We start from the raw sequence: 23219 nt of genomic DNA on the forward strand, positions 1-23219 counted from the left end.
GCTACTGGCTGAGCTTGCGGGCGCGTTCGGCGAGGCGGTTCATACGGGCGTGGGCGGACTCCAGCTGCTCGATGTCCTCGGCCGCCGGACCGTCCTCGCGCGTCAGCTCCGTCCACAGCCCGATCAGGTCCACGCCCATGCGCAGGCCCAGCTCCGGGTCGCGTACGGCACGCCAGGCGGTCGCCGCGCTCTGGACGTTGCCGTACGCGGCCTCCGCGTCCCGGGCGCGGCGGCGGGTCCTCGCCAGGTCGAGGGAGAGCCCGAAGGCGCGCACCGGGTCACCGGCCAAGTAGGCGATGTACGCGGTGAGTTCGAGCAGCCGCAGCACCTCGGGGTGCTCCGCGCCGAGCGCTCCGGTGGCCTGCGCCACGGTCTGCTCGGACAGCCGCGCCGCCTCCTCCGTCCGCCCCTCCTTCACCGCCTCGTTGATCCGGCTCATCGGCTCGGCGAGCATCGCGGTGCCGCCCCCGTCGTAGGCGGTCGCCGGATCGTCCCCGAGCACCGCCTCGGCCACGGCGTCGAAGCCGCGCGGCGGGGTGGGCTTGGGGTCCGGGTCGTCGAGCCGGACGGACGCGCCGAGGCCGAGGACGGGCTTCGGCGCGGAGGCCGGCTGGGGTTGCGGCTGAGGTTGAGGCTCGGCGTCCGCCGGGGGCGCGTCAGTCCGGGATACGTCCGTCCGCGGTGCGTCCATCACCGGCGGGGGGCCGAACTGTCCCGTCGGGGGCGCTACGGTGCCGGGCGCCGCGTTCTCCACCCACTCGGGCACGGCCCGCAACCGGAACGTCGGCACGGCATCGCGCGGCGCCTGCCCTTCGCCCTCCGCCTCGCGGAACGTTCGCGCGGCATCGCGCGGGGCCTGCCCTTCGCCCTCCGCCTCGCGGAACGTTCGCGCGGCATCGCGCGGGGCCTGCCCTTCGCCCTCCGCCTCGCGGAACGTTCGCGCGGCATCGCGCGGGGCCTGCCCTTCGCTCTCCGCCGCCCCTTCCGGCGCAGCCTCTTCCGGGAGGGGCCGCAGGAGGAAGGTCGCCGGTTCGGAGGGGGCGCGAAGGAGGTGGGTGGGCTTGTCGCGCTGGGGCTGGTCGTCGGTCATGGGCGCGGGTGGTGCGACCGGTGCCGCGGTCGGCGGGGCCGGTTCCTCCTGCCCCGCCGCGGTCGGCCACGCCGTCTGTCCCACCCCGGCCGGCGGGGCCGTGGGCCGCGGCTCCGCCGTGAACTGGCTGGAACCGTCCCGCTCGATCCGCAGGGCGACGACATAGCCGATGCGCTCGTCGTGGACCGTGGCGTACACGGAGTGACCGGTGGCGAGGGCGATGCGGTGCAGGTGGTTCAGGACGGTCTGCTGGATCTCCTCGCCCGGCACCGCGCCGACCGGCACCCCGCCGACCGTGGCACCGCCGGGTCGGACCAGCACGTCGAGCGGCGCCGCCGCGAGCACGGCACTCTGCTGTTCCCGCTTCTCACGGCCAAGTCGCGACATCGTTCCCTCACTCGGTGCGTCGGGGAGTGGGCGGAGGGCGTGCTCGAGTTCCATGGTGCTCCCTCCGGCCGTCGGCCTTCCGCTCCCCCGGCGTCAAGAGCCGGTCGTACACGTACTGTTGAGTAGTCTCTCCGCTCGCTCCCGGTACTCACGTCACCGTGGCGTCACAGACTCGTCCCAGGCGGGCCGGGAGCGACCTCGGGGAAGGAGAGCGTACGTGCAGCAGGGACCGGAGATCTGGATCCGCGGGCCGGTGGCCGTACCGCAGGACCCACCGCCGGAGCCCACCCCTGCCACCACGGCACGGCGTTTCTCCTGGGTCGGCACCCACGGCGGGGCCGGCACCTCCACTCTCTCATTCGTCTACGGCGGCCATGACTGCGGCCGTGACTGGCCAGGCCCCGCCGATCCCCCGTCGGTGCTGCTCGTGGCCCGCACCCACGCGGCCGGGCTCGCCGCCGTGCTGGGCGCCCTGGAGGTCTTCCGGCGCGGCGCGGCTCCCCAGGGGCTCGACCTCGACGCGGTGGTGCTGGTCGCGGACGCGCCGGGGCGGCTGCCGAAACCGCTCGCCCAGCACGTGAAGGTCATCGAGTCGGTGATCGACGTGTACCGGGTCCCGTGGGTCCCGGCCTGGCGGCTCGGCGACCTGTCCGGGCACCCCCCGCGCGAGACGGCGTCGCTGGCCCGGCTGACGGGCGCGGCAGGGCGGGCGCACTGAGAGGCCCCTTGGACATTTACTTGCGCACGCATATGATGCAGGTGCAGGTAATCGTCGTACGTCACTACCGCCTGGAGTCCTCATGACCCGCCGCTTCCTGTTCCTCCTGGCCAGCAGCCGCAGCGACGGCAACACCGAGCTGCTGGCCCGGCGGGCGGCCGAGCAGCTGCCCGCGGACGTCGAGCAGCGCTGGATCGACCTCGCGGAGCATCCGCTGCCCGACTTCGAGGATCTACGGCACGACAGCGACCATGTGCGGCCGACGGACGGGAACACGGGGCTGCTCTTCGACGCCACCGTCGCGGCGACGGACATCGTGATCGCGTCGCCGCTGTACTGGTACTCGGTCTCCGGCCAGGCCAAGCGCTACCTCGACCACTGGTCGGGCTGGCTGCGCACCCCCGGCGTCGACTTCAAGGCGACGATGGCGGGCCGCACCCTGTGGGGCGTCACCGCGCTCGCCCACGAGGAGTTCGAGGTCGCCGACCCGCTGGTCGGCACCCTCAACCACTCGGCGGCGTACCTGCGGATGCGGTTCGGCGGGGTGCTGCTCGGCAACGGCAGCAAGCCGGGGGACGTGCTGCGGGACACGGAGGCGCTGGCGCGCGCGAAGACGTTCTTCGCGCGGGAGGCGCCGCTCGCCCGCTTCCCGTACGAAGAGGTGTGAGCTACGCCGTGATGTCCTTCGTCGTGAACCTCGCCCACGCCGCCGACCCGAACACCGCCGCGTACAGGGCCTGGAGGCCGAGGTTCTTCTGCAGCTCGTCCCAGTAGACGGGTTCGCGCATGAGGTCGGCGAAGGACAGCCAGTAGTGCGAGAAGAAGTACGGCTGGAGCGCGTGCAGTTGGGGGATCTGGTCGAGGATCTGGACCGTGATGAGCAGGCCCACGGTCGTCGCCATCGCCGCGATGCCGCTGCCGGTGAGGGTGGAGACGAACAGGCCGAGGGCCGCCACGCCGGTCAGTGACGCGGCGACGACCAGGGCGATGAGGAAGGCCCGGCCCAGCCCCTCGGCGAAGGTGATCTGTGTGCCGGAGATGGTCGTCAGATCGCCGAGTGGGAAGAGGAGGGCGCCGACCGCCAGTGCCGAGATCGCCACGACGAGGGTGGCGACCACGCAGAACGTCATCACCGTCGCGTACTTGGTGAGCAGCAGGCGGGTGCGGCCTGCCGGGGCGACCAGCAGATAGCGCAGGGTGCCGGCGTTGGCCTCGCCCGCGATCGCGTCGCCCGCGATCACGCCGATGGCCATCGGGAGGAAGAAGGGGAGGGTCGCCGCCAACGCCGTGAACACCAGGAAGAGGCCGTTGTTGGTGACCTGGGAGATGAAGGCGGGGCCTTCTCCACCGCCGCCGCGGCCCCCGCCCACGCCGCCGCCGTCGCTGGTCTCGATCTTGATGGCGATGCCTACGAGGATGGGGACGGCGGCGAGGACGGCCAGGAGGGCCAGGGTCCGCCAGCGGCGGAAGGTCGTCAGTAGTTCGTTGGCGAAGAGGGTGCCTCGTGGGGTTGTGCGGCGGCTGCGGGTCGGTGGGGGCTGGTCGCGCAGTTCCCCGCGCCCCTGAACGGCACTCGTCTCAACCGGCGACATCAAAACCCTCCCCCGTCAGCGCCACGAAGGCCTCCTCCAGAGACGCTCGTTCCACACCGAACCCTCTGACGCGCACCCCCGCTTCCACCAACGCGGCGTTGATGTCGGCCAGTTCGCCCTCTGGTGGCTCTGCCGTCACGCGGTCTTCCGCCACCACTACATCAGCGATCCCCTGTTCCTTCAGGACCCTCGCCGCCTCCCCTGTGTCCGGGGTCGTCACGACCAAGCGGCCTCTCGCTGCCAGGTCTGTCACCGGGCCCTGGGTGATCAATCTGCCCTGGGCCATGACCGCCGCGTGCGTGCAGACCTGCTCGATCTCGTCCAGCAGGTGGGAGGAGAGGAAGACCGTGGTGCCGTCGGAGGCCAACTCGCGGACCAGGGAGCGGATCTCGCGCATGCCCTGGGGGTCGAGGCCGTTGGTCGGCTCGTCCAGTACCAGCAGCTTGCGGGGTTGGAGGAGGGCCGCCGCCAGGCCCAGTCGCTGTTTCATGCCCAGCGAGTACGCCTTCGCCTTCTTGCCGGCCGCCGCCGACAGGCCGACGCGGTCCAGGGCCGTGGCGACGCGGGTACGCCGGGTGCGGGGGTCGGCGGTCGGGTCGGCGGCGTCGTAGCGGATCAGGTTGTCGCGGCCGGAGAGGAAGCCGTACAGGGCCGGGCCCTCGATCAGGGCTCCTACGTGCGGGAGTACGGCGCGGGTGGCGCGCGGCATGGGCTGCCCCAGGACGCGGGCCGTGCCCGACGTGGGCTCGATCAGGCCCATCAGCATGCGGATGGTGGTGGTCTTGCCGGAGCCGTTGGGGCCGAGGAAGCCGAAGACGCTGCCCGCCGGGACGGTCAGGTCGAGACCGTCGACGGCGAGCTGCCCGCCGCGGTAGCGCTTGGTGAGCGCGCGGGTGTGGATGACGCTGTCACCCGCGCCCTCGGGATGCGGCTCCGTGGCGGGCGGTTGGTCCATCGGCTCCCTCGATTCGTCCCCGAGTACTGCGTACGGTGGCTACTTCGCCGCGTCCGCCGCCTTCACCAGCGCGTCCTTGGTCACGGCGCCGACGTAGACCTTGCCGTCGTCCGTGATCAGGGCGTTGATCAGCCGCGTCTTGAAGACGGTGCCCTCGCCGAACTTGCCGCTCACCTTGTCGCCGAGCGAGTCGAGGAAGCCGCCGAAGTCGCCGCCGACCTCGGAGCCGGACGGGATGCCCTGGCCGCCGGTGTCGAAGGTGGCGATGGAGTCCCAGCCGTCCCCGATGACGTTGAGCCCGTCGAGGCCGCCGAGTTCCTCCGGCCCGCGCTTGTCCCGCGGGGCGGCGGTGCTGTCCTCCTCCGTGACCTTCGCGCCCTTCGGCGGGGTGAAGTCGAACGTGGACGCGGCCGGCTTGGCGAAGCTGACCTGGGTGAAGCCGGCGTCGACGACGGCCGCGCCGCCGCTCGACGGGGTCAGCGTGAACTTCAGCGGCATCCCGGTCCTGGCGTCCACGGCGACGGTGATCTGGCCGACCGTGGACCCGTCGTCCTTGGGCTTGATGACGAGCCGGTACGCGTCCCGGCCGGCCACCTGCGCGGTGCCGTCGACCGTCACGGACGTGGTGTCGTCGACCGCCTTGAGGGCGTCGTCGGCGAAGTCCTTGGGCGTGGCCGGGGCTTCCTCGTCGTGCTTCGCGCTCTCGTCGGCGGTGCCGTGGAAGACCTCGTTGGACTTGCTGTCGTAGCCCCAGACGTCCTTGCCGTTGTGGATGAGGCTGTACTCGGCCGCGTCCTCCAGGACCGAGACCTTCTGCTTGTCCGGGCCGTCGGAGGCGACGCGCAGGGTGTGGGTGCCGGTGGCGAGTTCGGTCAGCTTGGTGGAGGGGTCGGCGGACGACCCGTCACCGCCGGAGCGCGAGGCGCCGCCGGTGAAGGCGTCCCCGAGCCCACCGAAGTCGGGCAGCCCCAGATCCGTGGTGATCTTCACGGTGCCGGACAGCTGCTGTACGTCCGACGCGGCGATCTTCTCGATGAGTTCCTGTGCGCTGATCTTCGGCAGGTCGGGGTCGCCGGAGTCGGCGAGTGCCGGGACGAGCCCGATGGTCGCCGCGGCCACCCCCACGACCGCGACCGGGACGACGTACCGCGCGGCCTTGCGTCGCCCAGCGCGCAGGTCGTCGGCCTCCTCCGCGAGCGTGCTGTCGTCGGATTCGTACGGTGCCATGTGTGCCTTACCTCCGTCGTCGGCGGCGGCGTCCTTCGAAGCTCTCCCTCATGGGAAGTGCCCCCTCGTCCATCCCGTAGCCGCCATTCTCACCCGAATCGGTGAGGATTGGTGTTTTCCCGTGGTTCCCATCTGACCAAATCGACGGGGTCGGGGCGTCAGCCCGCGGGCTCAACTCCGCGTACACCTGGGGTATGACACACGGAGGCGGCGCCTCCCCCGACCCGTAGGGGTCGGACGGACGACGCCGCTCCGGTCGTATCGCGTCAGTCGCGCAGGAACACGTAGTCCGCGTGGTAGGGCACCCCGACGATCTCCCCCGGCGTGCAGGAGCCGGCCGGGGCGACGCCGCCCACGGTGTTGAGCCGCAGGATCTCGGTCGTACGGGCCAGCAGGCCGTGCTGCTTGCCGGACTGAGTGGCCTTCAGGTCCAGCTCCGGGATGTTGCCGTCGCCGTTCGGGGTGCGGGACAGGACGGCGCCGGTGACCGCGCTGCCGTCGGGCGCGACCCACTGCGGCGTACCGGAGTTGGGGGCCACGAACGAGTGCGCGATCCGGCCGCCGAGCACGGCGCTGACGTCCCGTTGGGCGAACGCGTAGCCGCCGCCCGTGGCCGCCTTGCACTCGTAGATCTGCTCGCCCTTCACCACGGACGCCTGGAAGTTCCTCAGCGCGTCACGGAAGTCGAACCCGGCGACGGTGACCTTGTGCAGCTGGCCGCGGACGGCGCCGCCGGGGAACCGCTTGGTGTGCAGGTTGGCGTAGAACGCCCCCGGGTCGGACTTCAGCGCGTCGAGCAGCGCCGCGTCCTTCACCGTCACGGTGCCGGTGACACTGTGCCCCTTGCCCTTCCCGAGCACCTTGCTGAAGTCGACCTTGACGTCCCCGTTGACCCCTTTGGCGCCCTGGTGGATGTGCAGGGCCGTGGGCCGGTCGAGCCCCCGCCACTTCACGGCGACGGACACCTGGTCGCCTTGCACCTTGACGAACTCGAGCGCGGCCCCGTCCGCGTCCCCCGCGGGCACCTCGTTGGCGCCGCGCAGGCTGGTGGCGAGGACGGTGGCGGCCTCGGTGGTGTTCCCGACGGCTAAGGCCGAAGTGGGAGTGGCCACGGCAGCCAGGACGACAGCACTGACGATCAGCCTCTTACGCATGAACTCGTCTCCCCGTTTCGAAGAGCCGACACCCCCGCGCCGGCTTCTGACGAGACATACGGGACAGATCTGAGCGTGGACTCAGCCCAGATATGTGACACGCATCACACTGACGTCCCTGAAGGGGCGCGGGGCTCTATCGATTTGCGGCTCCGCCGCGTGGGCGCGACCAGCCACAACGAACCCGCAGACGGCACCCGGCACAAACCAGGCACCCCCTCAGCCCGCCCGATGCACCACAGCGTCACAAAGCTCGGTCAGCGCAGCCTTCGCATCGCACTCCGGCAACGGAGCAAGCGCAGCCCGCGCCTCCTCAGCAAACCGCACCGTGTCCCGCCGAGCCTGCTCCAACGCAGGATGCCCGCGCAGCGCAGCCAACGCCTCCGCAAGCCGCTCATCGTCACCCAGGTCAGAGTCCAGCAGCTCGCACAGCGCAGCGTCCTCCGCCAGCCCCAGCCGAGCCGCACGCTCCCGCAGCCGCAGCACCGGCATCGTGGGAATGCCCTCGCGAAGATCCGTGCCGGGCGTCTTCCCCGATTCGTGGCCCTCGGAGGCGATGTCGAGGACGTCGTCCGCGAGCTGGAAGGCGACGCCCAACCGCTCCCCGTACTGCGTGAGCACGTCGACCACCGACTCGTCGGCGCCCGACATCATCGAGCCGAAACGGCAGGAGACGGCGATCAGCGAGCCGGTCTTGCCCGCGAGGACGTCGAGGTAGTGCTCGACCGGGTCCCGGCCGTCCACCGGTCCGGCGGTCTCCAGGATCTGTCCGGTCACGAGCCGTTCGAACGCCTCGGCCTGGATACGGACCGCCTCGGGCCCGAGGTCGGCGAGGATCTGCGAGGCGCGGGCGAAGAGGAAGTCTCCGGTGAGGACGGCGACGGAGTTGCCCCAGCGGGTGTTCGCGCTGTCCACGCCCCGCCGGACGGAGGCCTCGTCCATGACGTCGTCGTGGTACAGCGTCGCCAGGTGGGTCAGCTCGACGACCACCGCCGAGGGCACCACGCCGGGCGCATAGGGGTCACCGAACTGGGCAGTGAGCATCACGAGAAGCGGCCGGAAGCGCTTGCCGCCCGCGCGGACGAGATGCTGCGCGGCCTCCGTGATGAAGGGGACCTCGCTCTTGGTGGCTTCGAGCAAACCCTCCTCGACAGCAGCCAATCCGGCCTGGACATCGGCTTCGAGAGCCTGGTCCCGCACGCTCAGCCCGAACGGCCCGACGACGGTCACGAGGGGTCTCCTGTCTGCTGGTGTCTACTGGCGATTACGCGGTATGTCGATAGGTCGCTGCCTTCACTCAAGTCAGCGTATCCGGTCACCTTTCGATCACCGTCGCCCCCCACCCGTGCAGCAGGGGCGGTATCGGATCACGGCCGGTATGTTTCTGATCACCTGAAAAGTACGGATATCCATCGACTTACCCGGAAGCAGTAGAGCGTGTCTCGAACCACCGTCGATGTCGACCCCGGAAACCAGCCGCCTCCCGAGGACGACACCGCCTTCTTCGGCCAGCCGAAAGGCCTGCTCACCCTCTCCGGTCTGGAGGTCTGGGAGCGTTTCTCGTTCCTGGGCATGCAGGCCATCCTCGTCCTGTACTTCGCCGATTCGGTGGCGCACGAGGGCATGGGCATGGCGGCCGGAACCGCCGCCTCCGTCTCCGCGGCCTACGGCACCCTCGTCTACCTGGTCTCCGTCGCCGGCGGCTGGCTCGCCGACCGCATGCTCGGCTCGTACCGCGCGGTGCTGTGGGGCGGCGTCCTGATCGCCTGCGGGCACTACTCCATGGCGGTGCCGACCGCGACCATGACCTGGGTGGGCCTGGGCCTCATCAGCGCGGGAACAGGCCTGCTCAAGCCCAATGTGGCCACCATGGTCGGCAAGCTGTACCGGACCGACGACGAGCGGCGTGACGCCGGGTTCGCGCTCTACTACATGGCGATCAACATCGGCGCCTTCGCGGGCCCGCTGATCACCGGCTGGCTCGGCGACCACAAGGGCTGGCACTGGGGTTTCTCGGCCGCCGCGATCGGCATGACCTTCGGGCTGATCCAGTACGTCGCCGGGCGCCGTCACCTGGCCGGGCGCAAGCACGCGGCCGAGTTCGCGCTCGCGCCGGACGCGATGCGGCGGGCGGTGCGGCTGATCGTCATAGGCGTCGTCGTCGTGGCCGTGGTCGCCGGGCTGCTCGGGGGTGTCGGCTGGCTGACCATGGACCGGTTCGTCGACCTGCTCACGCTGATCTCGGTGATCGCGCCGGTCGTCTACTTCGCGGTGATGTTCCGCAGCCCCCGGGTCACCGCCGAGGAACGCGGTCGGCTGAAGCCATACATCGTCCTCTTCCTGGCCTCGACCGTTTTCAACTTCATCCTCTTCCAGGCCTACAGCACGATGATGCTGCTGGCCTCCACGAACGCCGAGACGACGATCCTCGGCTTCGACTTCCCGGCGAGCTGGTACGCCTCCGCGCTCGGCGCCTTCGAGGTCGGGCTCGCGCCCTTCGTGGCCGCCCTGTGGGTGCGGATGGGCCGCGGTCAGCCGCACGCCTCCAACAAGATCGCCATCGGGGTCGTGCTGGGCGGCCTGTCGTTCCTGCTGATGGTGCTGCCGACCTCCGGGCACTCCTCCGACGACTACCTCATGTCCGCCTGGTGGATCGTCGGCTCCTACCTGCTCCTGGGGCTCGGCGACATCCTCCTGGAGACCTCGGGCATGTCGGCCACCACCAAGCTCGCCCCGGCCGCCTTCTCCAGCCAGACCATGTCCCTGTGGTTCCTGTCGCTCGCCCTCGCCAACGGCATCCAGGCGCAGACGGTGAAGCTCTACGACGACGTCTCCCACCCGGCCTACTTCGGCGTCAACGGCACGATCGCGGTGGCCGCGGGCCTCGCAGTGATGGCCGCGGCGCCCTGGCTGCGCCGCACCATGCACCCCGTCCACTGAGGTCACAGCGATGAGCCTGCACATCCGTACGTCCTTCCCCTACGAGACGACCCACGAGGACCTGCGCATCCCGCTCCCGGACGGGACGTTGCTGTACGCGCGTGTGTGGCGGCCGCTCACCGAGGAACCGGTACCCGCTCTGCTCGAATACCTGCCGTACCGCCTCACCGACTGGACCGCGCCCCGCGACTTCCAGCGCCATCCCTGGTACGCGGGACACGGCTACGCCTCCGTGCGCGTCGACGTCCGCGGGCACGGCAACAGCGGCGGGCTGCCGACGGACGAGTACTCGGCGACGGAGCTGGCCGACGGGGTCGAGGTGGTCAACTGGCTGGCGGCGCAGCCCTGGTGCGACGGCAAGGTCGGCATGTTCGGGATCTCCTGGGGCGGCTTCAACTCCCTCCAGATCGCGGCCCTCGCGCCCGAACCGCTCAAGGCGGTCGTCACGGTCTGCTCCACGGACGACCGCTATGACAACGACGTGCACTACATGGGTGGTTCCGTCCTCGCCGTCGACATGCACGCCTGGGCCGCGACCATGCTGGCGTTCGTCTCCCGGCCGCCGGACCCGCAGTACGTGGGCCTGGCCTGGCGGGACATGTGGCTCAAGCGCCTGGAGCACGTCGACCCGTTCATCCACACGTGGCTGGACCACCAGACCAGGGACGCCTACTGGCGGCACGGCAGCGTCTGCGAGGACTACGACGCGATCGACGCGGCGGTCCTGGCGGTGGGCGGCTGGCACGACCCGTACCGCGACACAGTGCTCCGGCTGGTGGAGCACCTGCCGTCGGACCGGGTCCGCGGGCTGATCGGCCCGTGGTCCCACCAGTACCCCGACCGCGGGCTGCCGCCGGGCCCGGCGATCGGCTTCCTCCAGGAAACCCTGCGCTGGTGGGACCAGCACCTGAAAGGCGTCGACACCGGCGTCATGCGGGAACCCCTCCTGCGCGCCTGGGTCAGCGACTCCCACCGCCCCGCCACGGTCTACGACACGCTCCCCGGCCGCTGGGTCGGCGAGCCGGCCTGGCCCTCCCCCCACGTCACGACGATCTCGTACGGCCTCCAGGGCGCCCCTGTCCTGGTCCGCTCCCCGCAGCACACGGGCGTGGACGCCGGGCGGTTCTTCCCGTTCGGGAACGATGCCGATCTGCCGCCGGAGCAGCGGGAGGAGGACGCCCGGTCGGCCTGCTTCGAGTTCGCGGTGGGTGAGGAGACGTGGGTGCTGGGGCGGCCCCGGGTGCGGTTGCGGGTGACGTGCGAGGTGCCGCGCGGGCAGGTGATCGCGCGGTTGTGCGATGTGGCGCCGGACGGGTCGTCGACGCTGGTCACCCGGGGCGTGCTGAACCTGTCGGCGCGGCACGGGCGGGACCGGGCGGTGCCGTGGGAGCCGGGGGCGACCGGGGAGGTCGTCTTCGAGCTGAACGGCATCGGGCATGTCTTCCCGCCCGGGCACCGCATCCGACTCGCGGTCTCCTCCGCGTACTGGCCGTGGATCTGGCCGCAGCCCGAGTCCGAGGCCGGGTTCACGCTGGACCCGGCGGGCAGCTTCCTCGAACTGCCGGTGCGTGTGCGGGAGTCGGCCGGTGAGATCACCTTCGGGGAGCCCGAGCAGTCCGAGCCGCTCGGCGTCAACTTCCCTGCCACCCTCGACGAGCCCCGTCCCGAGCGGCTGGTCGTGCGGGACGTCGCCAAGGGCGAGTGGCGGCTCGAGGTCGACCCGCGCTACGGCGGCACCCGCTTCTATCCCGACGGCCTGGAGTTCACCGAGGACGCGCTGGAGACGTACACGATCCAGGAGGCGGACCCGCTGTCGGCGCGCGCCCGCTCGAACTGGTCGATCCGGCTGCACCGGCCGGAGCTGGGCTGGGACACCACCGTCCGCACCCGTTCGGAGATCACCTGTGAAGCGGCTGTGTTTCTGACGTCCAACGAGGTGATCTGCACGGAGGGCGGCGAGGTGGTGTTCCACCGGACCTGGGAGAAGCGGATTCCACGGACCGCCGGTTAACTGCCAGTTGGGGATTATTGCCCGATTTGCCGTTCTCGTTCTCCACGGTGAGTTGGCTCACTTCGCCCTGTCCGAAAACCCCGGAATTCCGCGGCGCGCAAGCCGGACACCAAGGTCAACAGGTGCGATCTGTGAATCCGGTACTTGTTTCGGACATGTGCAGTCGCATACGTTCCGGGCCCGGGTGGACGCCGAATCCTGCCGCCACCCGTAGACCGCTCACCTCACGCAGAGAACTTCACGGCAGGAGCGGGGGACCCAGGTAAGTCGCCGGGCCGGACGTCCTCGGACGCACCGGTACGGCTCGGGGTTAAGTCATGCCTTCTCGGCATGGCCGGGCAGCTCCCGCCCGAACCCGACAGCTCACCTCGCAGGCGCCGGAGAGGAACTTCGTCATGCGTCTGTCCCGCAAGCTCGCCGTCACCGGTGCCGCCGTCGCCGCACTCGCCCTCCCCGTCGTCGGCGCGACCACCGCGTCCGCGGCCACCGCGACCACGGTCACCGCCACCTCGCTCGGCTACTCCAACACCCTCGACGGCTGGATCCGCGCCTCGCTCCAGGTCATGGCGCAGAACGGCATTCCCGGCTCGTACGACGGCATCTACCGCAACGTCATCCGCGAGTCCTCGGGCAACCCGTACGCCATCAACAACTGGGACTCCAACGCCGCCGCGGGCACGCCCTCCAAGGGCCTGCTCCAGGTGATCGACCCGACGTTCAACGCGTACCACGTGGCCGGCACCTCGTGGGACTCCTACGACCCGGTCGCGAACATCACCGCGGCCTGCAACTACGCGGCGCAGCGGTACGGGTCGATCGACAACGTGTGGGGCGCCTACTGAGGCCTGCCGAGGGCTGGTTGAACAGCCTTCCGCCCAGGGCTAGTTGAAGAGTCTTTCGAGGACGACGGCGATGCCGTCGTCCTCGTTCGACAGGGTCACCTCGTCGGCCACGGCCTTGAGTTCGGGGTGGGCGTTGGCCATCGCGACGCCGTGGGCCGCCCAGTCGAACATGGGGATGTCGTTGGGCATGTCGCCGAAGGCGAGGGTGTCCCGCGGGCCCAGGCCGAGGAAGTCGGCGGCGAGCGCGAGGCCGGTCGCCTTGGTGATGCCGCATGGCTGGAGTTCGACGGTGCCGGGGCCCGACATCGTCACCGTCGCGAGGGAACCGACGACTCCGCGCGCGGTCGCCGCCAACTCGTCGTCGGACAGGGCCGGGTGGCGCAGCAGCACCTTGCTGATCGGCTCGCACCACAGGTCGTCGCGGCGGCCCACCCGCACGGCGGGCAGGGTCGGGTGCGGCATCAGATACCCGGGCTCGATGAGCGTGAGCCCGTCGACGCCGTCCTGGTCCACGGCCGCGTACACCTGCCCCACCTCGGCCTCGATCTTGCCGAGCGCGGTCTCGGCCAACTCCCGGTCCAGGGTGACCGACCACAGCAGACGGTCCGCGCCGGCGTCGTAGACCTGCGCGCCCTGCCCGCACACCGCGAGTCCGGTGCTGCCGAGGTCGTCGAGGAGCGGCCGCACTCTCGGGGCCGGTCGGCCGGTCACCACCAGATGCCGGGCCCCGGCCGACGCCACCCGCGCGAGTGCGGCGAGCGACCGGTCGGAGAGCGTGTCGTCGCCCCGGAGGAGGGTTCCGTCCAGGTCAGTGGCGACGAGTGAATATGCGGTGGGTGCGGCCATGATCAGAGAATACGGATGGAATCCCCCGCCGACTCGACGCGAACCGGACGGCCGCACCTTTCACATCCGTTGACGTCGGCTCCGGTTGGGCACTGAGCGCTGGATGGCCTGTGAGCGTGCACAGCAGAGAAGCGATTCAACCCCTTGTCATGGGGAGGGGCGTCGGGTTACCTACTTGTTGATCGCGGGAGTCGCGACGCTCTGATGCTGTGAACGATCACAGGAGACTCTGACATGCGTAGACGCAGTGTGCTGACCGCTGCGGGAGCCGCCGCGCTGGCCGTGCCCGTGCTGGGGGCGGTGCCTGCCGCCGCCTCTTCGGGCGGGCGCCGCCTGGAGATCCGGGCCATGGACATCTCCTCGCTGCCCAAGAACGAGGACCACGGCGCCGTGTACCGCACCGCCGACGGCCACCGCGTGGACCCGCTCCGGCTGCTCGCCCGCGCGGGGATCAGCCACGCCCGGCTGAAGGTGTGGGTCGACCCGGTCGACGGCTACAACGACAAGGCGCGCATCCTCCCGCTCGCCCGCCGGTTGAGACAGGCCGGCATCGGCATCTGGATCGACTTCCACTACTCCGACACCTGGGCCGACCCGGCGCACCAGACCAAGCCGGCCGCCTGGGCGGACCTGGACGTGACGGGCCTGTCCCGTGCGGTGTACGACCACACGGCCGACGTGCTGGGCGCGCTGCGCCGCCAGGGCACCCCGGCCGAGTTCGTGCAGATCGGCAACGAGATCAACGGCGGTCTGCTGTGGCCGGAGGGCAAGAACTGGGGCAGTGACGGCGGGGGTTGGGGCAACCTCGCCCTGCTGCTGAAGGCCGGGCTGAGCGCCGCCCGGGACACCCAGCCCCGCATCCGCACGATGCTGCACCTCGCCGCCGGAGGCGACAACGGCACGTCCCGCTGGTGGTTCGACAACGCGGTCGCCCAGGGCCTGGACTTCGACATCATCGCCCAGTCGTACTACCCCTTCTGGCACGGCGGATTGGACGCGGCCGCCGCCAACTTCGCCGACATCACCGCCCGTTACGGCAAGCCGGTCGTGATCGCCGAGACCGCCTACCCGTTCACGCTGAGCAGCGAGGACGACGTCAACGACATCCTCAACAGCCCCTCGCAGCTCACCCCCGGCTTCCCCGCCACGCCCGAGGGCCAGGCCGCGTGGCTGCGCGCGGTGGCCGACCTCATGGCCGCCGTCCCGAACGGGCAGGGCCTCGGCCACTGCTACTGGGAAGGCGCCTGGACCTACCGCGCCGGCAGCGGCTGGAACCCCGAGGACCCGACGTCGGGCAACGCATGGGAGAACCTCGCGCTGTTCGACTTCGAGGACCGGGCGTTGCCGGGACTGCGGACGCTGGGGCACTACCGGTCGTAAGCCTCCTCGTCGGTGATCCGTCGGCGGTCGCGGGCCCGCCCCCCTCATGGTGTGGGTGAGATGCTCACGGGGTGACGGATCACCCGGAGACCTTCCTGAACCATCTGCGGACCGCGGCGGTCGGCGTCCTCGCACGCTTCCCCGAGCAGCTCAAGCCCGAGATCTACGCCCTGTCCTTCCGTATCTGGCGCATCGACGGCGACGACCGCCACCCGTACGTGGCCATCGGCTACAACACCGAGAGCCAGTACGAGCGGGAGAAGTACCCGGGTGACGAGGGCGAGGTCCGCTGGAACTACGCCTACTGGCTCCTCGACGGCTTCGAGATGCTCGGCAACATCCCCGAGGACCCGGCCGGCAGCCGGGTGTACGTGGAGGAGGTCAGGCAGCTCGGCGTCTGGTACGAGGGCGAGTTCGACCTCGACCGGGTGCTGCACGACGACGACCTCCGCGCCCGCACCGACCTCCTCCGCCGGCACTTCTACGACGCCGTCATCGACCTCGCCCGCCACCTCCACGCCGACGGGGTGATCGAGAAGACCCTCGGCCGCCCGCTCCCGGTCGTCGTCTTCGACATGGACTGCCCCGGCTGGGAGGCCCACGCGACGGAGTACGCCAACCCGCCTGAGCTGATCGAGGAGTTCATGGCGTGGCAGAGGGAGTTCGGGGAGTTCGGGGAGTCCGAGGAGGCGGGTCCGGACGAGGCGGAGGGGGCAGGCAGTGGGCGGGGCCGGCACTCCGGGTGAACTGCCGCCGCTTCAGCGGCGGTTGCAGGAAACCGGCGAGATCAGACTCCGGCAATCCCTTGCCGCCGCACTCCAGAACGCGCAGCATCAGGGCGTCCCTCCCGAGGAGATCCGGACCCATTTCGACGGCGACCGCCGGCTGCGCCCGCTCGCCGAACTGCTGGAGGCCGAGGAGCAGGAGGAGCCCGCGCCGGGCGTCCCGCGCCCTGCGCAACTGGACAGCGTCTTCGAGGAGGCGTACCTCCGCCGACTCGGCGCCAGTCTGGAGGAGATCCCGCTCTACGGCTTCACCGGCCGCCGCGTCGAACGCGCGGGGCTCGCCATGGCCTACACCCACCTTCGCGTCAGCCTCACGGGCGAGGGCGAGGGCGACCGTGGTGCCGTCGCGCTGCCGGTCGACGCCGTGCTGGCGGACACGCCGCGGCTGTTCGTGCGGGGCGAGGCGGGCTCCGGGAAGAGCACCTTGCTGAGACGCCTCGCCCACAGCGCGGCCCAGGACCGTTTCGAGGGACACCTCGTCGCGCTGCGCGGCGTGACGCCCGTACTCGTCGAACTGCGGGAGTACGCCGACGGTCGGCTGCCGACGTGGGACGGACTGCCGCGCACCGGCGCCGGCATCGACGCTCCCGAAGGGTGGCTGGAGCGGCGCGCCGCGCAGGGCCGGGTTCTGCTGCTGCTCGACGGCCTCGACGAGTTGGTGCCCGAGGCTCAGGAACGGGTCCACGTCTGGCTGCTCGACCGCTTGGCCGCGTATCCCGGCAACCGGGTCGTGGTCACCGCGCGCCCCACCACATCGGTCGACCAGCGGCTCACCGACCGGGGGTTCCGGCAGGCCCTCCTCGAGCCGATGAACCCCGAAGAGCTCGCCCGGTTCGTCGGGAACTGGTACCGGGCGCATCCGGTCGGGCCGAGCGATGCCGCCTCGGCTCCGGGGGGTGCCCGGCCCGGCGACGCGGCGGAGGGATTCGCGCAGGAGGTGTTCGCGGCGCTGAAGGCGCGCCCGGCGCTCGCCGAGCTCGTGGGCACCCCCTTGTACGCCTCGCTGATCTGCGCGCTGTGGCAGGAGCACCGCCGGCTTCCCGACCACCCCACGGAGGCGTTCCGGCAGGCGGTGCGGTTGATGGTGGACCGGGGCAGGGACCAGCAGGTGCCGCGGGCGCGGTCGTGGTTCGCCGCGTCGGACACGGACGTACTGAGCATGCTGTACGGGCTGGCCTGGCGGCTGTCCCGGAGCGGGCTCTCCGAGATGGCGCGCGCCCCGCTGCTCCGGCATGTGCGAGAGGAACTGGGTGAGCACCGGCGGGATCTCGGCGTCACGGCCGAGGAGGTCGTCGACCACCTCATCGCCCGCTCCGGGATTCTGCGGGTGTCGCCGCTCAGCGACGCGGTCGGGTTCGTGCACCGGTCCTTCCAGGAGTACCTGACCGCCGAGGCCGCGCTGAAGAACATCGGCGAGATGCGGTTCCTCATCGACCGGGCCCACCTCGACGTCTGGCGCGACACCGTCCTCATGGCCGCCTACCTCGCCGCTCCCGCGCAGCACGGCACGCTGGTGAAGGGGCTCGCGGCTCGTGCGCGCGACGAGCTGCACCACGAGCGGCTGCTGTGGCGCCTGGCCATCTCCTGCCTCGACACGCGACGCGCCCCGCCGAAGGAGCTGCTGGAGCTGCTCCACCCGGCCGCGGACTCCGTACTGCCGCCACGGCGCCGGGCCGAGTCCCGTGCCCTCGCGGCCGTACCGGACTGGACGCTGCGCGCGCTGCCGCGCGATCTCGACCGACTCACGGGTGAGGCGGCCGGACTGACCGTCCTCACGGCGGCGCTCACGGGCGACGGCGGCGGCGAACAAGCACTGACGCTGCTGAGCGGATACGCACGGCAGTGCGCCTCGGCGGTCCGGGCGGCCGCCGGGGAGCATCCCACCAAGGCGGGCGGGAAGGCGGCCGGGGAGCATCCCACCAAGGCGGGCGGGAAGGCGGCCGGGGAGCATCCCACCAAGGCGGGCGGGAAGGCGGCCGGGGAGCATCCCACCAAGGCGGCCGGGAAGGCGGCCGGTCGCGAGGCGAACCGGCTGCGCGCCGCCTACCGCGAACTCGTCGGCGGCTGGCAGTACTTCGACCCCGACCGGTACGCCGAGCGCGTCCTGTCCCTGCTGCCCCTGGACGTCTCCGACGGGCGCGGGGCCATGGACCTGCCGATCGCCCGGCCCGGTGAGTGGACGGCCGCTGCGACACGGCTGGCCGACCGCGTGGCAGGACTGGCACTCGCCGTCCCCTGCGACCCGGAGGTGCTCGGCGGATTGCGCCGGTTCACGGGGCTGCGACGGCTCCGCGTCGATGCCCTGCCCGAGGACAGTGATCTGACGCCCCTCGGCACCTGCCGCACCCTGCGGGAGCTGGCGCTCCAGGGCGAGGGGCAGCTCCCGGACCTCACACCTCTGGGCGAACTGACGGAGCTTCGGCGCCTGGTGCTGTGGCGCTGGCTGCCCTTCAGCCTGCGGAACGTGCCCCTGCCGGAATCCCTCCTCGTGCTGGGCATGATGGGGCTGCGCGAGGGCGAGGATCTCGCGTGGCTGGCACCACGCCATTCCGGGCTTCAGGAGCTGTCCCTGGCGGGCGCGGGCCGACCCTGCTGGACGGATGCCCTCGCCACGCTGACGCACCTGCGCGAACTCGACCTCGGCGGCTACGACCTCACGGACCACCTCCCGGCCGTCCTCCGGGCGGCGCCGGGTGTGCAGAGCCTCGGACTGCATTCCTGCACGGTGCCGCCCGACCTGGCGGGCCTGGACCGGCTGACCCGGCTCGCCCTGCTGGACCTGCGCGACGTCACCGGTCCCGAGGGCACCCCCCTCAACCTCTCCGGCATCGCCCGCCCCGCCGGCGCGAGGAAGGTCAAGGTGGTGGTGAGCGGCGACACCCGGCTGGACGAGACGACCGTTCCCCCGTGGGTGTCCGTCCGGCACGGCCGTGCAGGCGGGGCGTAGCGCACTCCTGCGACGAGCCGGGACAGGCGCGCTTGCGCAGGCAGGGCTGAGCAGGCAGGCCGGGGCAGGCGCGCTTGCGCAGGCAGGCCGGGACAGACGCGCTTGCGCAGGCAGGCCCGGGCAGGTGCGCCGCGCCGCGGCTGCTCAGCCGTGCGCCGCCACCAGATGCCGCGCCAGCCTCTGTGAGGCGAACTCCGTGCCGCACACGAAGCGCATCACCGGTCCGTACGACGACGCCGACGGCAGGCCCGTGAAGTACAGGCCCGGCACCGAGGAGACGTAACCGGCGCCGAGCTTGGGCGCGCCGCGGCTCACCGCGAGTCGGGTGCGGAGCTCATGGCCGAGGAAGTCCATCGCGGCGAGGTCGACGCGGTAGCCGGTCGCGGCTATGACGTGGTCGGCGGCGAGGCGTTCGGTGCGGCCGGTGTGGGTGAGGACGGTCAGGGACGGGTGGCCGTCTGCGGTGTCGGCCTTGAGGACGCGGCGGACCTCGCTGACCCGGACCTTGCCCTCGAAACGGTCCCGCAGCCACCAGGCGCCGAGCGGGCCGAGGACGCGGCGGACCAGGTAGTGGCGGGCCTGGGCCGGGAGCCGGCGGTAGGGGTGGGGGTAGTAGCTGAGCGCCCACAGGGACCAGGCGCGGCCGAACGGGGACTCCGGGCGCAGCCGGGGCTGTTTCCAGGGCGGGGCCCCGAAGGCGACGCTGCCCCGGCCGCGCGCCACGACCCTGACCTGGGCGCCGGCCTCCGCCGCGAGGGCCGCCGTCTCCAGCGCGGACTGACCGGCCCCGACGACGATCAGCTCGCGGCCGGAGAAGCGGCTGAGGTCGTGGTGCTGGGAGCTGTGGGAGACGGGGCCGGTCGGGGTGGGGCCGTCGGGCAGGGTCAGCTCCGGGGGCAGATGCGCGAGGCCCGAGAGCCCGGTGGCGACGACGACCGCGCGCGCGGCGAACAACTCGCCCGAGTCCAGCTTCAGTTCGAAGCCGTGGTCCTTGTCCCGGTCGACGGACACGACCCGCACCCGCTCCAGCTCGGGCACCAGCTTCTGCTGGAACCACTCGCCGTAGGCGATGAACGTCTCCACGGGGATGATGTCCTCGTCCGTCACCAGCCGCGGTATGCCCGCCGCGTCGCAGTAGTCGACCAGGCCGTGGCCCGGCTGCGGGGCGTCGAGGTTGGAGGCCACCGGGGTGGACTTGAGGAGCATGCCGGCGGGCATGTGGTCGCGCCAGCTCACCATGGGTTCGCCGAAGACACGGACAGGGATGCCGCGGGCCCTGAGATGTGCGGCGGTCGACAGCCCGAAGGGCCCGGCGCCGATGACTGCGACTGGTCGGATCACGAAGTCCCTCCCCAGGACATCACTTCGTCACTTCGTGGTGGTGCGTGTGCTGTTGTCGTTCGTCGGCTTGGCAGGTCAATGGGTGGCGGCGCCGCGGTGGTTGGTCCGCCACAGCTGGTAGAGATGCTTCGCGCCCGGTCGTACGAAGCGCGCGAGCATCGTGAGGAACGGCAGCGGGTCGTCCCCCGCGAACCAGGCCAGCTCCGTCCCGCTCGCCCGCCCCGGCGCGTGCGGCGTCGTATAGCCGCTGCGGCGGTAGGCGAGGAGGGCGGGCAGGTCGATGTTCTCCACGATGTACCGGTGCCCGGCGCGCTGTTCCCCCTCCGGAACGGAGCGGCCGGTCAGGTCCAGATGCATGGCGCGGACGACGTCCACCCCCGACTCGTTCTCGAAGAGCCGGAACTGGGCGCCCATACGGGGGTTGAAGTCGAGGAGCTTGTACAGTCCGTCGCGCCGGTCGAAGCGCAGGTCCAGGTCGATGATTCCGGTGAAGCCGATCTGTTTGATGAAACGCGCGGCGAGGTCCGCGAGTTCCGGATTGTCGACGACGTACGCGTTCGCCGTCATTCCGGCGTGCGGCGGCCAGGAGCGGACCTTCACGCCGGTGAACATCGCGAGCGGGGTGGAGTCCGCGTCGAAGTAGGCGTGCACGATCCAGTCCTCGGCCTCCTCCCTCGGCAGGTACTCCTGGAGGATCACCGCGGGCTGCTCGCCCCAGTCACGGGCGAGGGCGAGCAGCCCCTCCCGGGTGCCGATCCGGGTCGTGCCGTTCACGGCCGGCCGGGTGCGCCGCACGAACGCCTCCCGGTTCTTGGCCACCACCGGGAAGCGGGCCTTGTCGGCGAACGCGACGATGTCGTCGTAGGACTGCGGGAAGGCGGCCGTCGGGCTGGGTATGCCGTGTTCCACACAGAGTTCGTGCAGCCCCTGCTTGCTGGCCAGCCGGCGCGGCAGGCCGCGCTCGACGGGCGGGACGAGGAAGCGGGCGCCGAGTTCGACGCGGTGCTCGGCGATCAGCACCGCGGCCTCCTCGTCGGTGGGCACCAGGACGGCGGGCCGTCCGATCCTGCGGCCGATCCTGAGCAGTCCCTCGACGAGCCGGCCCGGCTCCTCCGTGCCCGTCGTGGGCCAGACGAAGGCCTTCTCGAGGTAGCGGGAAGCGGCGGCGGGTGTGTAACGGTCCTCCGTGATCGCATACATCGGGACGCCGAGACGGCCCAGGCTGCGGATCGCGCCGACCCCGCCGTGGTGCAGCGGATAGTCGCCGAACTTCACGATCAAGCCCGGTACCTCTCTGTCGGGCTCGAACGGCACACGCACGTCTGCACTCCTGGCCACGGGTCCCCCCACGTGTCCCGTCCACGGAACGGCCCCACCCCGCCCGTTGTCCCCAAAGGAAGCTAAGCCGGAATTGCCGCCTCCGACCGATGCTTATCAGGACATTGCTAACTCTTTAGGCACTGCCGAGACAGGCAACTCGGCCGTAACGTGTGGCGCGACCACATGCGTACGCAGTGCTCCGATCCACGAAGCGATGGAGAGCGAGGCAGCACCCCATGCCCCCCTTCGACCTGCCCGAGGGCGACCCCTTCGGCCCGCACAACCTCCCCTACGGCGTCTTCTGCCCGCCCGGCGCCACCGACCGGACCGTCGGCGTCCGTCTCGGCGACCACGTCCTCGACGCGGGCGCGGCGGCCCTGGCGCTCGGCTCGCCCTACGCCTCCCTCCTCGCCCAGCCCTCACTGAACCCGCTGCTCGCGGCCGGCCGCACCACCTGGTCGGACGTGCGGCGCGCGCTGACGGCCTGGGTGACGGTGCCGGCCCGTCAGTCCGCCGTCGCGGAGTTCCTGCACCCCCTGTCGTCCGTGACCCTGCACCTCCCCTTCGAGGTCGCCGACTACGTCGACTTCTACGCCTCCGAGAACCACGCCCGGAACGTCGGCCGGATCTTCCGCCCCGACGCCGCGGACTCCCTCACCCCCAACTGGAAGCACCTCCCCATCGGTTATCACGGCCGCTCGGGCACGGTCGTCGTCTCCGGCACCGAGGTCGTACGCCCCGCCGGGCAGCGCAAGGCCCCCACCGACCCGGCACCGGTCTTCGGCCCCTCGGTGCGCCTCGACATCGAGGCGGAGGTCGGCTTCGTGGTCGGAACACCGTCCCCGATGGGCTCCCCCGTGGCCCTGGCCGACTTCCGGGACCACGTCTTCGGCCTCTGCCTGCTCAACGACTGGTCGGCCCGCGACATCCAGGCCTGGGAGTACGTCCCCCTCGGCCCCTTCCTCGGCAAGTCCTTCGCCACGTCCGTGTCTGCCTGGATCACCCCGCTCGACGCGCTGGAGGAGGCCCGGGTGGCCCCGCCCGAGCGGACGCACGAGCTGCTGCCGTACCTCGACGACACCGGCGCCGACGCCGAACCCGGCGGCTACGACCTCCGTATCTCCGTCGCCGTCAACGGCCACGTCGTCTCCGAACCCCCCTTCTCCACCATGTACTGGACGGCCGCCCAGCAGTTGGCCCACATGACGGTCAACGGGGCGTCCCTGCGCACCGGTGACCTCTACGGCTCCGGCACGGTGAGCGGCCCCGCGGAAGGGGAGCGCGGCTCACTGCTGGAGCTGACCTGGAACGGCCGGGACGCCCTCGAACTCCCCGACGGCAAGCGGACGTTCCTGGAGGACGGCGACGTGGTGACCCTGTCCGCATGGGCCCCGGGACCGGACGGGGTGCGGGTCGGGCTGGGCGACGTGGTGGGGCAGGTCGTGGGACAGGCCTTGGGATAGCGGGCGTCATGACGTCACGGTGAGCCTTCCGGGGACGGCCGACGGCGAGTTGCCGGCGGGGTTGCTGAGACGTTGCCGAAGGTGCGCTCGGGAACCGAGGGAGTCGAGGGTGAGTTGAGGTGACGGGCAGGGGTGCCGTCGAGGTCTGCCATGTGCCGCCCGGCGCCGTCATACTGACGGCGACGGACGGTGTGCGCACGACCCGATGTGCGCAGGAACCA

General features: G+C 71.3%; 18 protein-coding genes and 1 riboswitch. Of the genes, 9 read left to right on the plus strand and 9 right to left on the minus strand.

Annotated features, from left to right (window positions below; all coding sequences use genetic code 11):
• Position 1 precedes the first annotated feature (1 nt).
• Positions 2 to 1477: a tetratricopeptide repeat protein gene (locus tag IQ210_RS43140; protein ID WP_194084724.1), complete on the minus strand. Its 1476-nt coding sequence runs from the start codon at positions 1475 to 1477 to the stop codon at positions 2 to 4.
• Between the two features lie 217 nt (positions 1478 to 1694).
• Here IQ210_RS43140 and IQ210_RS43145 point away from each other — a divergent pair, with 217 nt between their 5' ends.
• Positions 1695 to 2195: a DUF6668 family protein gene (locus IQ210_RS43145; RefSeq protein WP_194084725.1), complete on the plus strand. Its 501-nt coding sequence runs from the start codon at positions 1695 to 1697 to the stop codon at positions 2193 to 2195.
• An 82-nt stretch (positions 2196 to 2277) separates the two neighbouring features.
• Positions 2278 to 2862, plus strand: coding sequence for a flavodoxin family protein (locus IQ210_RS43150; protein ID WP_194084726.1), 585 nt, complete (start codon positions 2278 to 2280; stop codon positions 2860 to 2862).
• Between the two features lies 1 nt (position 2863).
• Here the strand turns inward: IQ210_RS43150 and IQ210_RS43155 are convergent, their stop codons facing one another.
• From IQ210_RS43155 to IQ210_RS43175, 5 genes are all read right to left on the minus strand, one after another.
• Entirely contained in the window at positions 2864 to 3787 is a 924-nt protein-coding gene (locus IQ210_RS43155; RefSeq protein ID WP_194084727.1) for an ABC transporter permease, read from the minus strand.
• Entirely contained in the window at positions 3774 to 4742 is a 969-nt protein-coding gene (locus IQ210_RS43160) for an ABC transporter ATP-binding protein (RefSeq protein WP_194084728.1), read from the minus strand. Before IQ210_RS43160 ends, IQ210_RS43155 begins: the two co-directional genes overlap by 14 nt.
• 39 nt (positions 4743 to 4781) lie before the next feature.
• Complete coding sequence (locus tag IQ210_RS43165) at positions 4782 to 5969, minus strand: LolA family protein (protein ID WP_194084729.1); 1188 nt, start codon at positions 5967 to 5969, stop codon at positions 4782 to 4784.
• 266 nt (positions 5970 to 6235) lie between these two features.
• Positions 6236 to 7123, minus strand: a complete 888-nt coding sequence (locus tag IQ210_RS43170) for a CHRD domain-containing protein (RefSeq protein ID WP_194084730.1) — start codon at positions 7121 to 7123, stop codon at positions 6236 to 6238.
• 219 nt (positions 7124 to 7342) lie between these two features.
• Complete coding sequence (locus IQ210_RS43175; RefSeq protein WP_194084731.1) at positions 7343 to 8353, minus strand: polyprenyl synthetase family protein; 1011 nt, start codon at positions 8351 to 8353, stop codon at positions 7343 to 7345.
• 207 nt (positions 8354 to 8560) lie between these two features.
• Between IQ210_RS43175 and IQ210_RS43180 the strand changes: the two genes are divergently transcribed.
• From IQ210_RS43180 to IQ210_RS43190, 3 genes are all read left to right on the plus strand, one after another.
• Positions 8561 to 10063 (plus strand): peptide MFS transporter, encoded by a 1503-nt coding sequence (locus IQ210_RS43180; protein ID WP_194084732.1) that lies wholly within the window; start codon positions 8561 to 8563, stop codon positions 10061 to 10063.
• Positions 10064 to 10079: 16 nt separating this feature from the next.
• The gene (locus IQ210_RS43185; protein WP_194084783.1) at positions 10080 to 12074 is read left to right on the plus strand and encodes a CocE/NonD family hydrolase; all 1995 of its coding nucleotides are present in this window, start codon (positions 10080 to 10082) and stop codon (positions 12072 to 12074) included.
• Positions 12075 to 12291: 217 nt separating this feature from the next.
• Positions 12292 to 12466, plus strand: a riboswitch (cyclic di-AMP (ydaO/yuaA leader).
• 3 nt (positions 12467 to 12469) lie between these two features.
• A complete protein-coding gene (locus IQ210_RS43190) occupies positions 12470 to 12916 on the plus strand; it encodes a transglycosylase SLT domain-containing protein (RefSeq protein ID WP_194084733.1) in 447 nt (148 codons plus the stop codon).
• Positions 12917 to 12955: 39 nt separating this feature from the next.
• Here the strand turns inward: IQ210_RS43190 and IQ210_RS43195 are convergent, their stop codons facing one another.
• The gene (locus tag IQ210_RS43195) at positions 12956 to 13762 is read right to left on the minus strand and encodes an HAD family hydrolase (RefSeq protein ID WP_194084734.1); all 807 of its coding nucleotides are present in this window, start codon (positions 13760 to 13762) and stop codon (positions 12956 to 12958) included.
• 234 nt (positions 13763 to 13996) lie between these two features.
• Here IQ210_RS43195 and IQ210_RS43200 point away from each other — a divergent pair, with 234 nt between their 5' ends.
• From IQ210_RS43200 to IQ210_RS48115, 3 genes are all read left to right on the plus strand, one after another.
• On the plus strand, positions 13997 to 15142 hold the full coding sequence (locus tag IQ210_RS43200) for a glycoside hydrolase family 53 protein (RefSeq protein ID WP_194084735.1): 1146 nt from the start codon (positions 13997 to 13999) through the stop codon (positions 15140 to 15142).
• Positions 15143 to 15213: 71 nt separating this feature from the next.
• Entirely contained in the window at positions 15214 to 15888 is a 675-nt protein-coding gene (locus tag IQ210_RS47695; RefSeq protein WP_256782100.1) for a hypothetical protein, read from the plus strand.
• The gene (locus IQ210_RS48115; protein ID WP_194084736.1) at positions 15863 to 18874 is read left to right on the plus strand and encodes an NACHT domain-containing protein; all 3012 of its coding nucleotides are present in this window, start codon (positions 15863 to 15865) and stop codon (positions 18872 to 18874) included. Before IQ210_RS47695 ends, IQ210_RS48115 begins: the two co-directional genes overlap by 26 nt.
• 144 nt (positions 18875 to 19018) lie before the next feature.
• Here IQ210_RS48115 and IQ210_RS43215 read toward each other — a convergent pair whose 3' ends face one another.
• Complete coding sequence (locus IQ210_RS43215; protein ID WP_194084737.1) at positions 19019 to 20215, minus strand: FAD-dependent oxidoreductase; 1197 nt, start codon at positions 20213 to 20215, stop codon at positions 19019 to 19021.
• A 75-nt stretch (positions 20216 to 20290) separates the two neighbouring features.
• Positions 20291 to 21529 carry a carboxylate--amine ligase gene (locus IQ210_RS43220; protein WP_194084784.1) on the minus strand — a complete coding sequence of 413 codons (1239 nt, stop codon included), beginning with the start codon at positions 21527 to 21529 and terminating at the stop codon, positions 20291 to 20293.
• Between the two features lie 242 nt (positions 21530 to 21771).
• Between IQ210_RS43220 and fahA the strand changes: the two genes are divergently transcribed.
• On the plus strand, positions 21772 to 22998 hold the full coding sequence (gene fahA, locus IQ210_RS43225; protein ID WP_194084738.1) for a fumarylacetoacetase: 1227 nt from the start codon (positions 21772 to 21774) through the stop codon (positions 22996 to 22998).
• Positions 22999 to 23219: the final 221 nt, after the last annotated feature.

The organism is Streptomyces justiciae (assembly GCF_015163075.1).
Taxonomy (GTDB): Bacteria; Actinomycetota; Actinomycetes; order Streptomycetales; family Streptomycetaceae; genus Streptomyces; species Streptomyces justiciae.

Bases quoted from the DNA above. Each gene is read 5' to 3' on its own strand.
- IQ210_RS43200 (WP_194084735.1), top strand. From the start codon at position 13,997: ATGCGTAGACGCAGTGTGCTGACCGCTGCGGGAGCCGCCGCGCTGGCC.
- IQ210_RS43195 (WP_194084734.1), bottom strand. From the start codon at position 13,762: ATGGCCGCACCCACCGCATATTCACTCGTCGCCACTGACCTGGACGGA.
- IQ210_RS43170 (WP_194084730.1), bottom strand. From the start codon at position 7,123: ATGCGTAAGAGGCTGATCGTCAGTGCTGTCGTCCTGGCTGCCGTGGCC.
- IQ210_RS43190 (WP_194084733.1), top strand. From the start codon at position 12,470: ATGCGTCTGTCCCGCAAGCTCGCCGTCACCGGTGCCGCCGTCGCCGCA.
- IQ210_RS43140 (WP_194084724.1), bottom strand. From the start codon at position 1,477: ATGTCGCGACTTGGCCGTGAGAAGCGGGAACAGCAGAGTGCCGTGCTC.
- fahA (WP_194084738.1), top strand. From the start codon at position 21,772: ATGCCCCCCTTCGACCTGCCCGAGGGCGACCCCTTCGGCCCGCACAAC.
- IQ210_RS43165 (WP_194084729.1), bottom strand. From the start codon at position 5,969: ATGGCACCGTACGAATCCGACGACAGCACGCTCGCGGAGGAGGCCGAC.
- IQ210_RS43150 (WP_194084726.1), top strand. From the start codon at position 2,278: ATGACCCGCCGCTTCCTGTTCCTCCTGGCCAGCAGCCGCAGCGACGGC.
- IQ210_RS43155 (WP_194084727.1), bottom strand. From the start codon at position 3,787: ATGTCGCCGGTTGAGACGAGTGCCGTTCAGGGGCGCGGGGAACTGCGC.
- IQ210_RS43160 (WP_194084728.1), bottom strand. From the start codon at position 4,742: ATGGACCAACCGCCCGCCACGGAGCCGCATCCCGAGGGCGCGGGTGAC.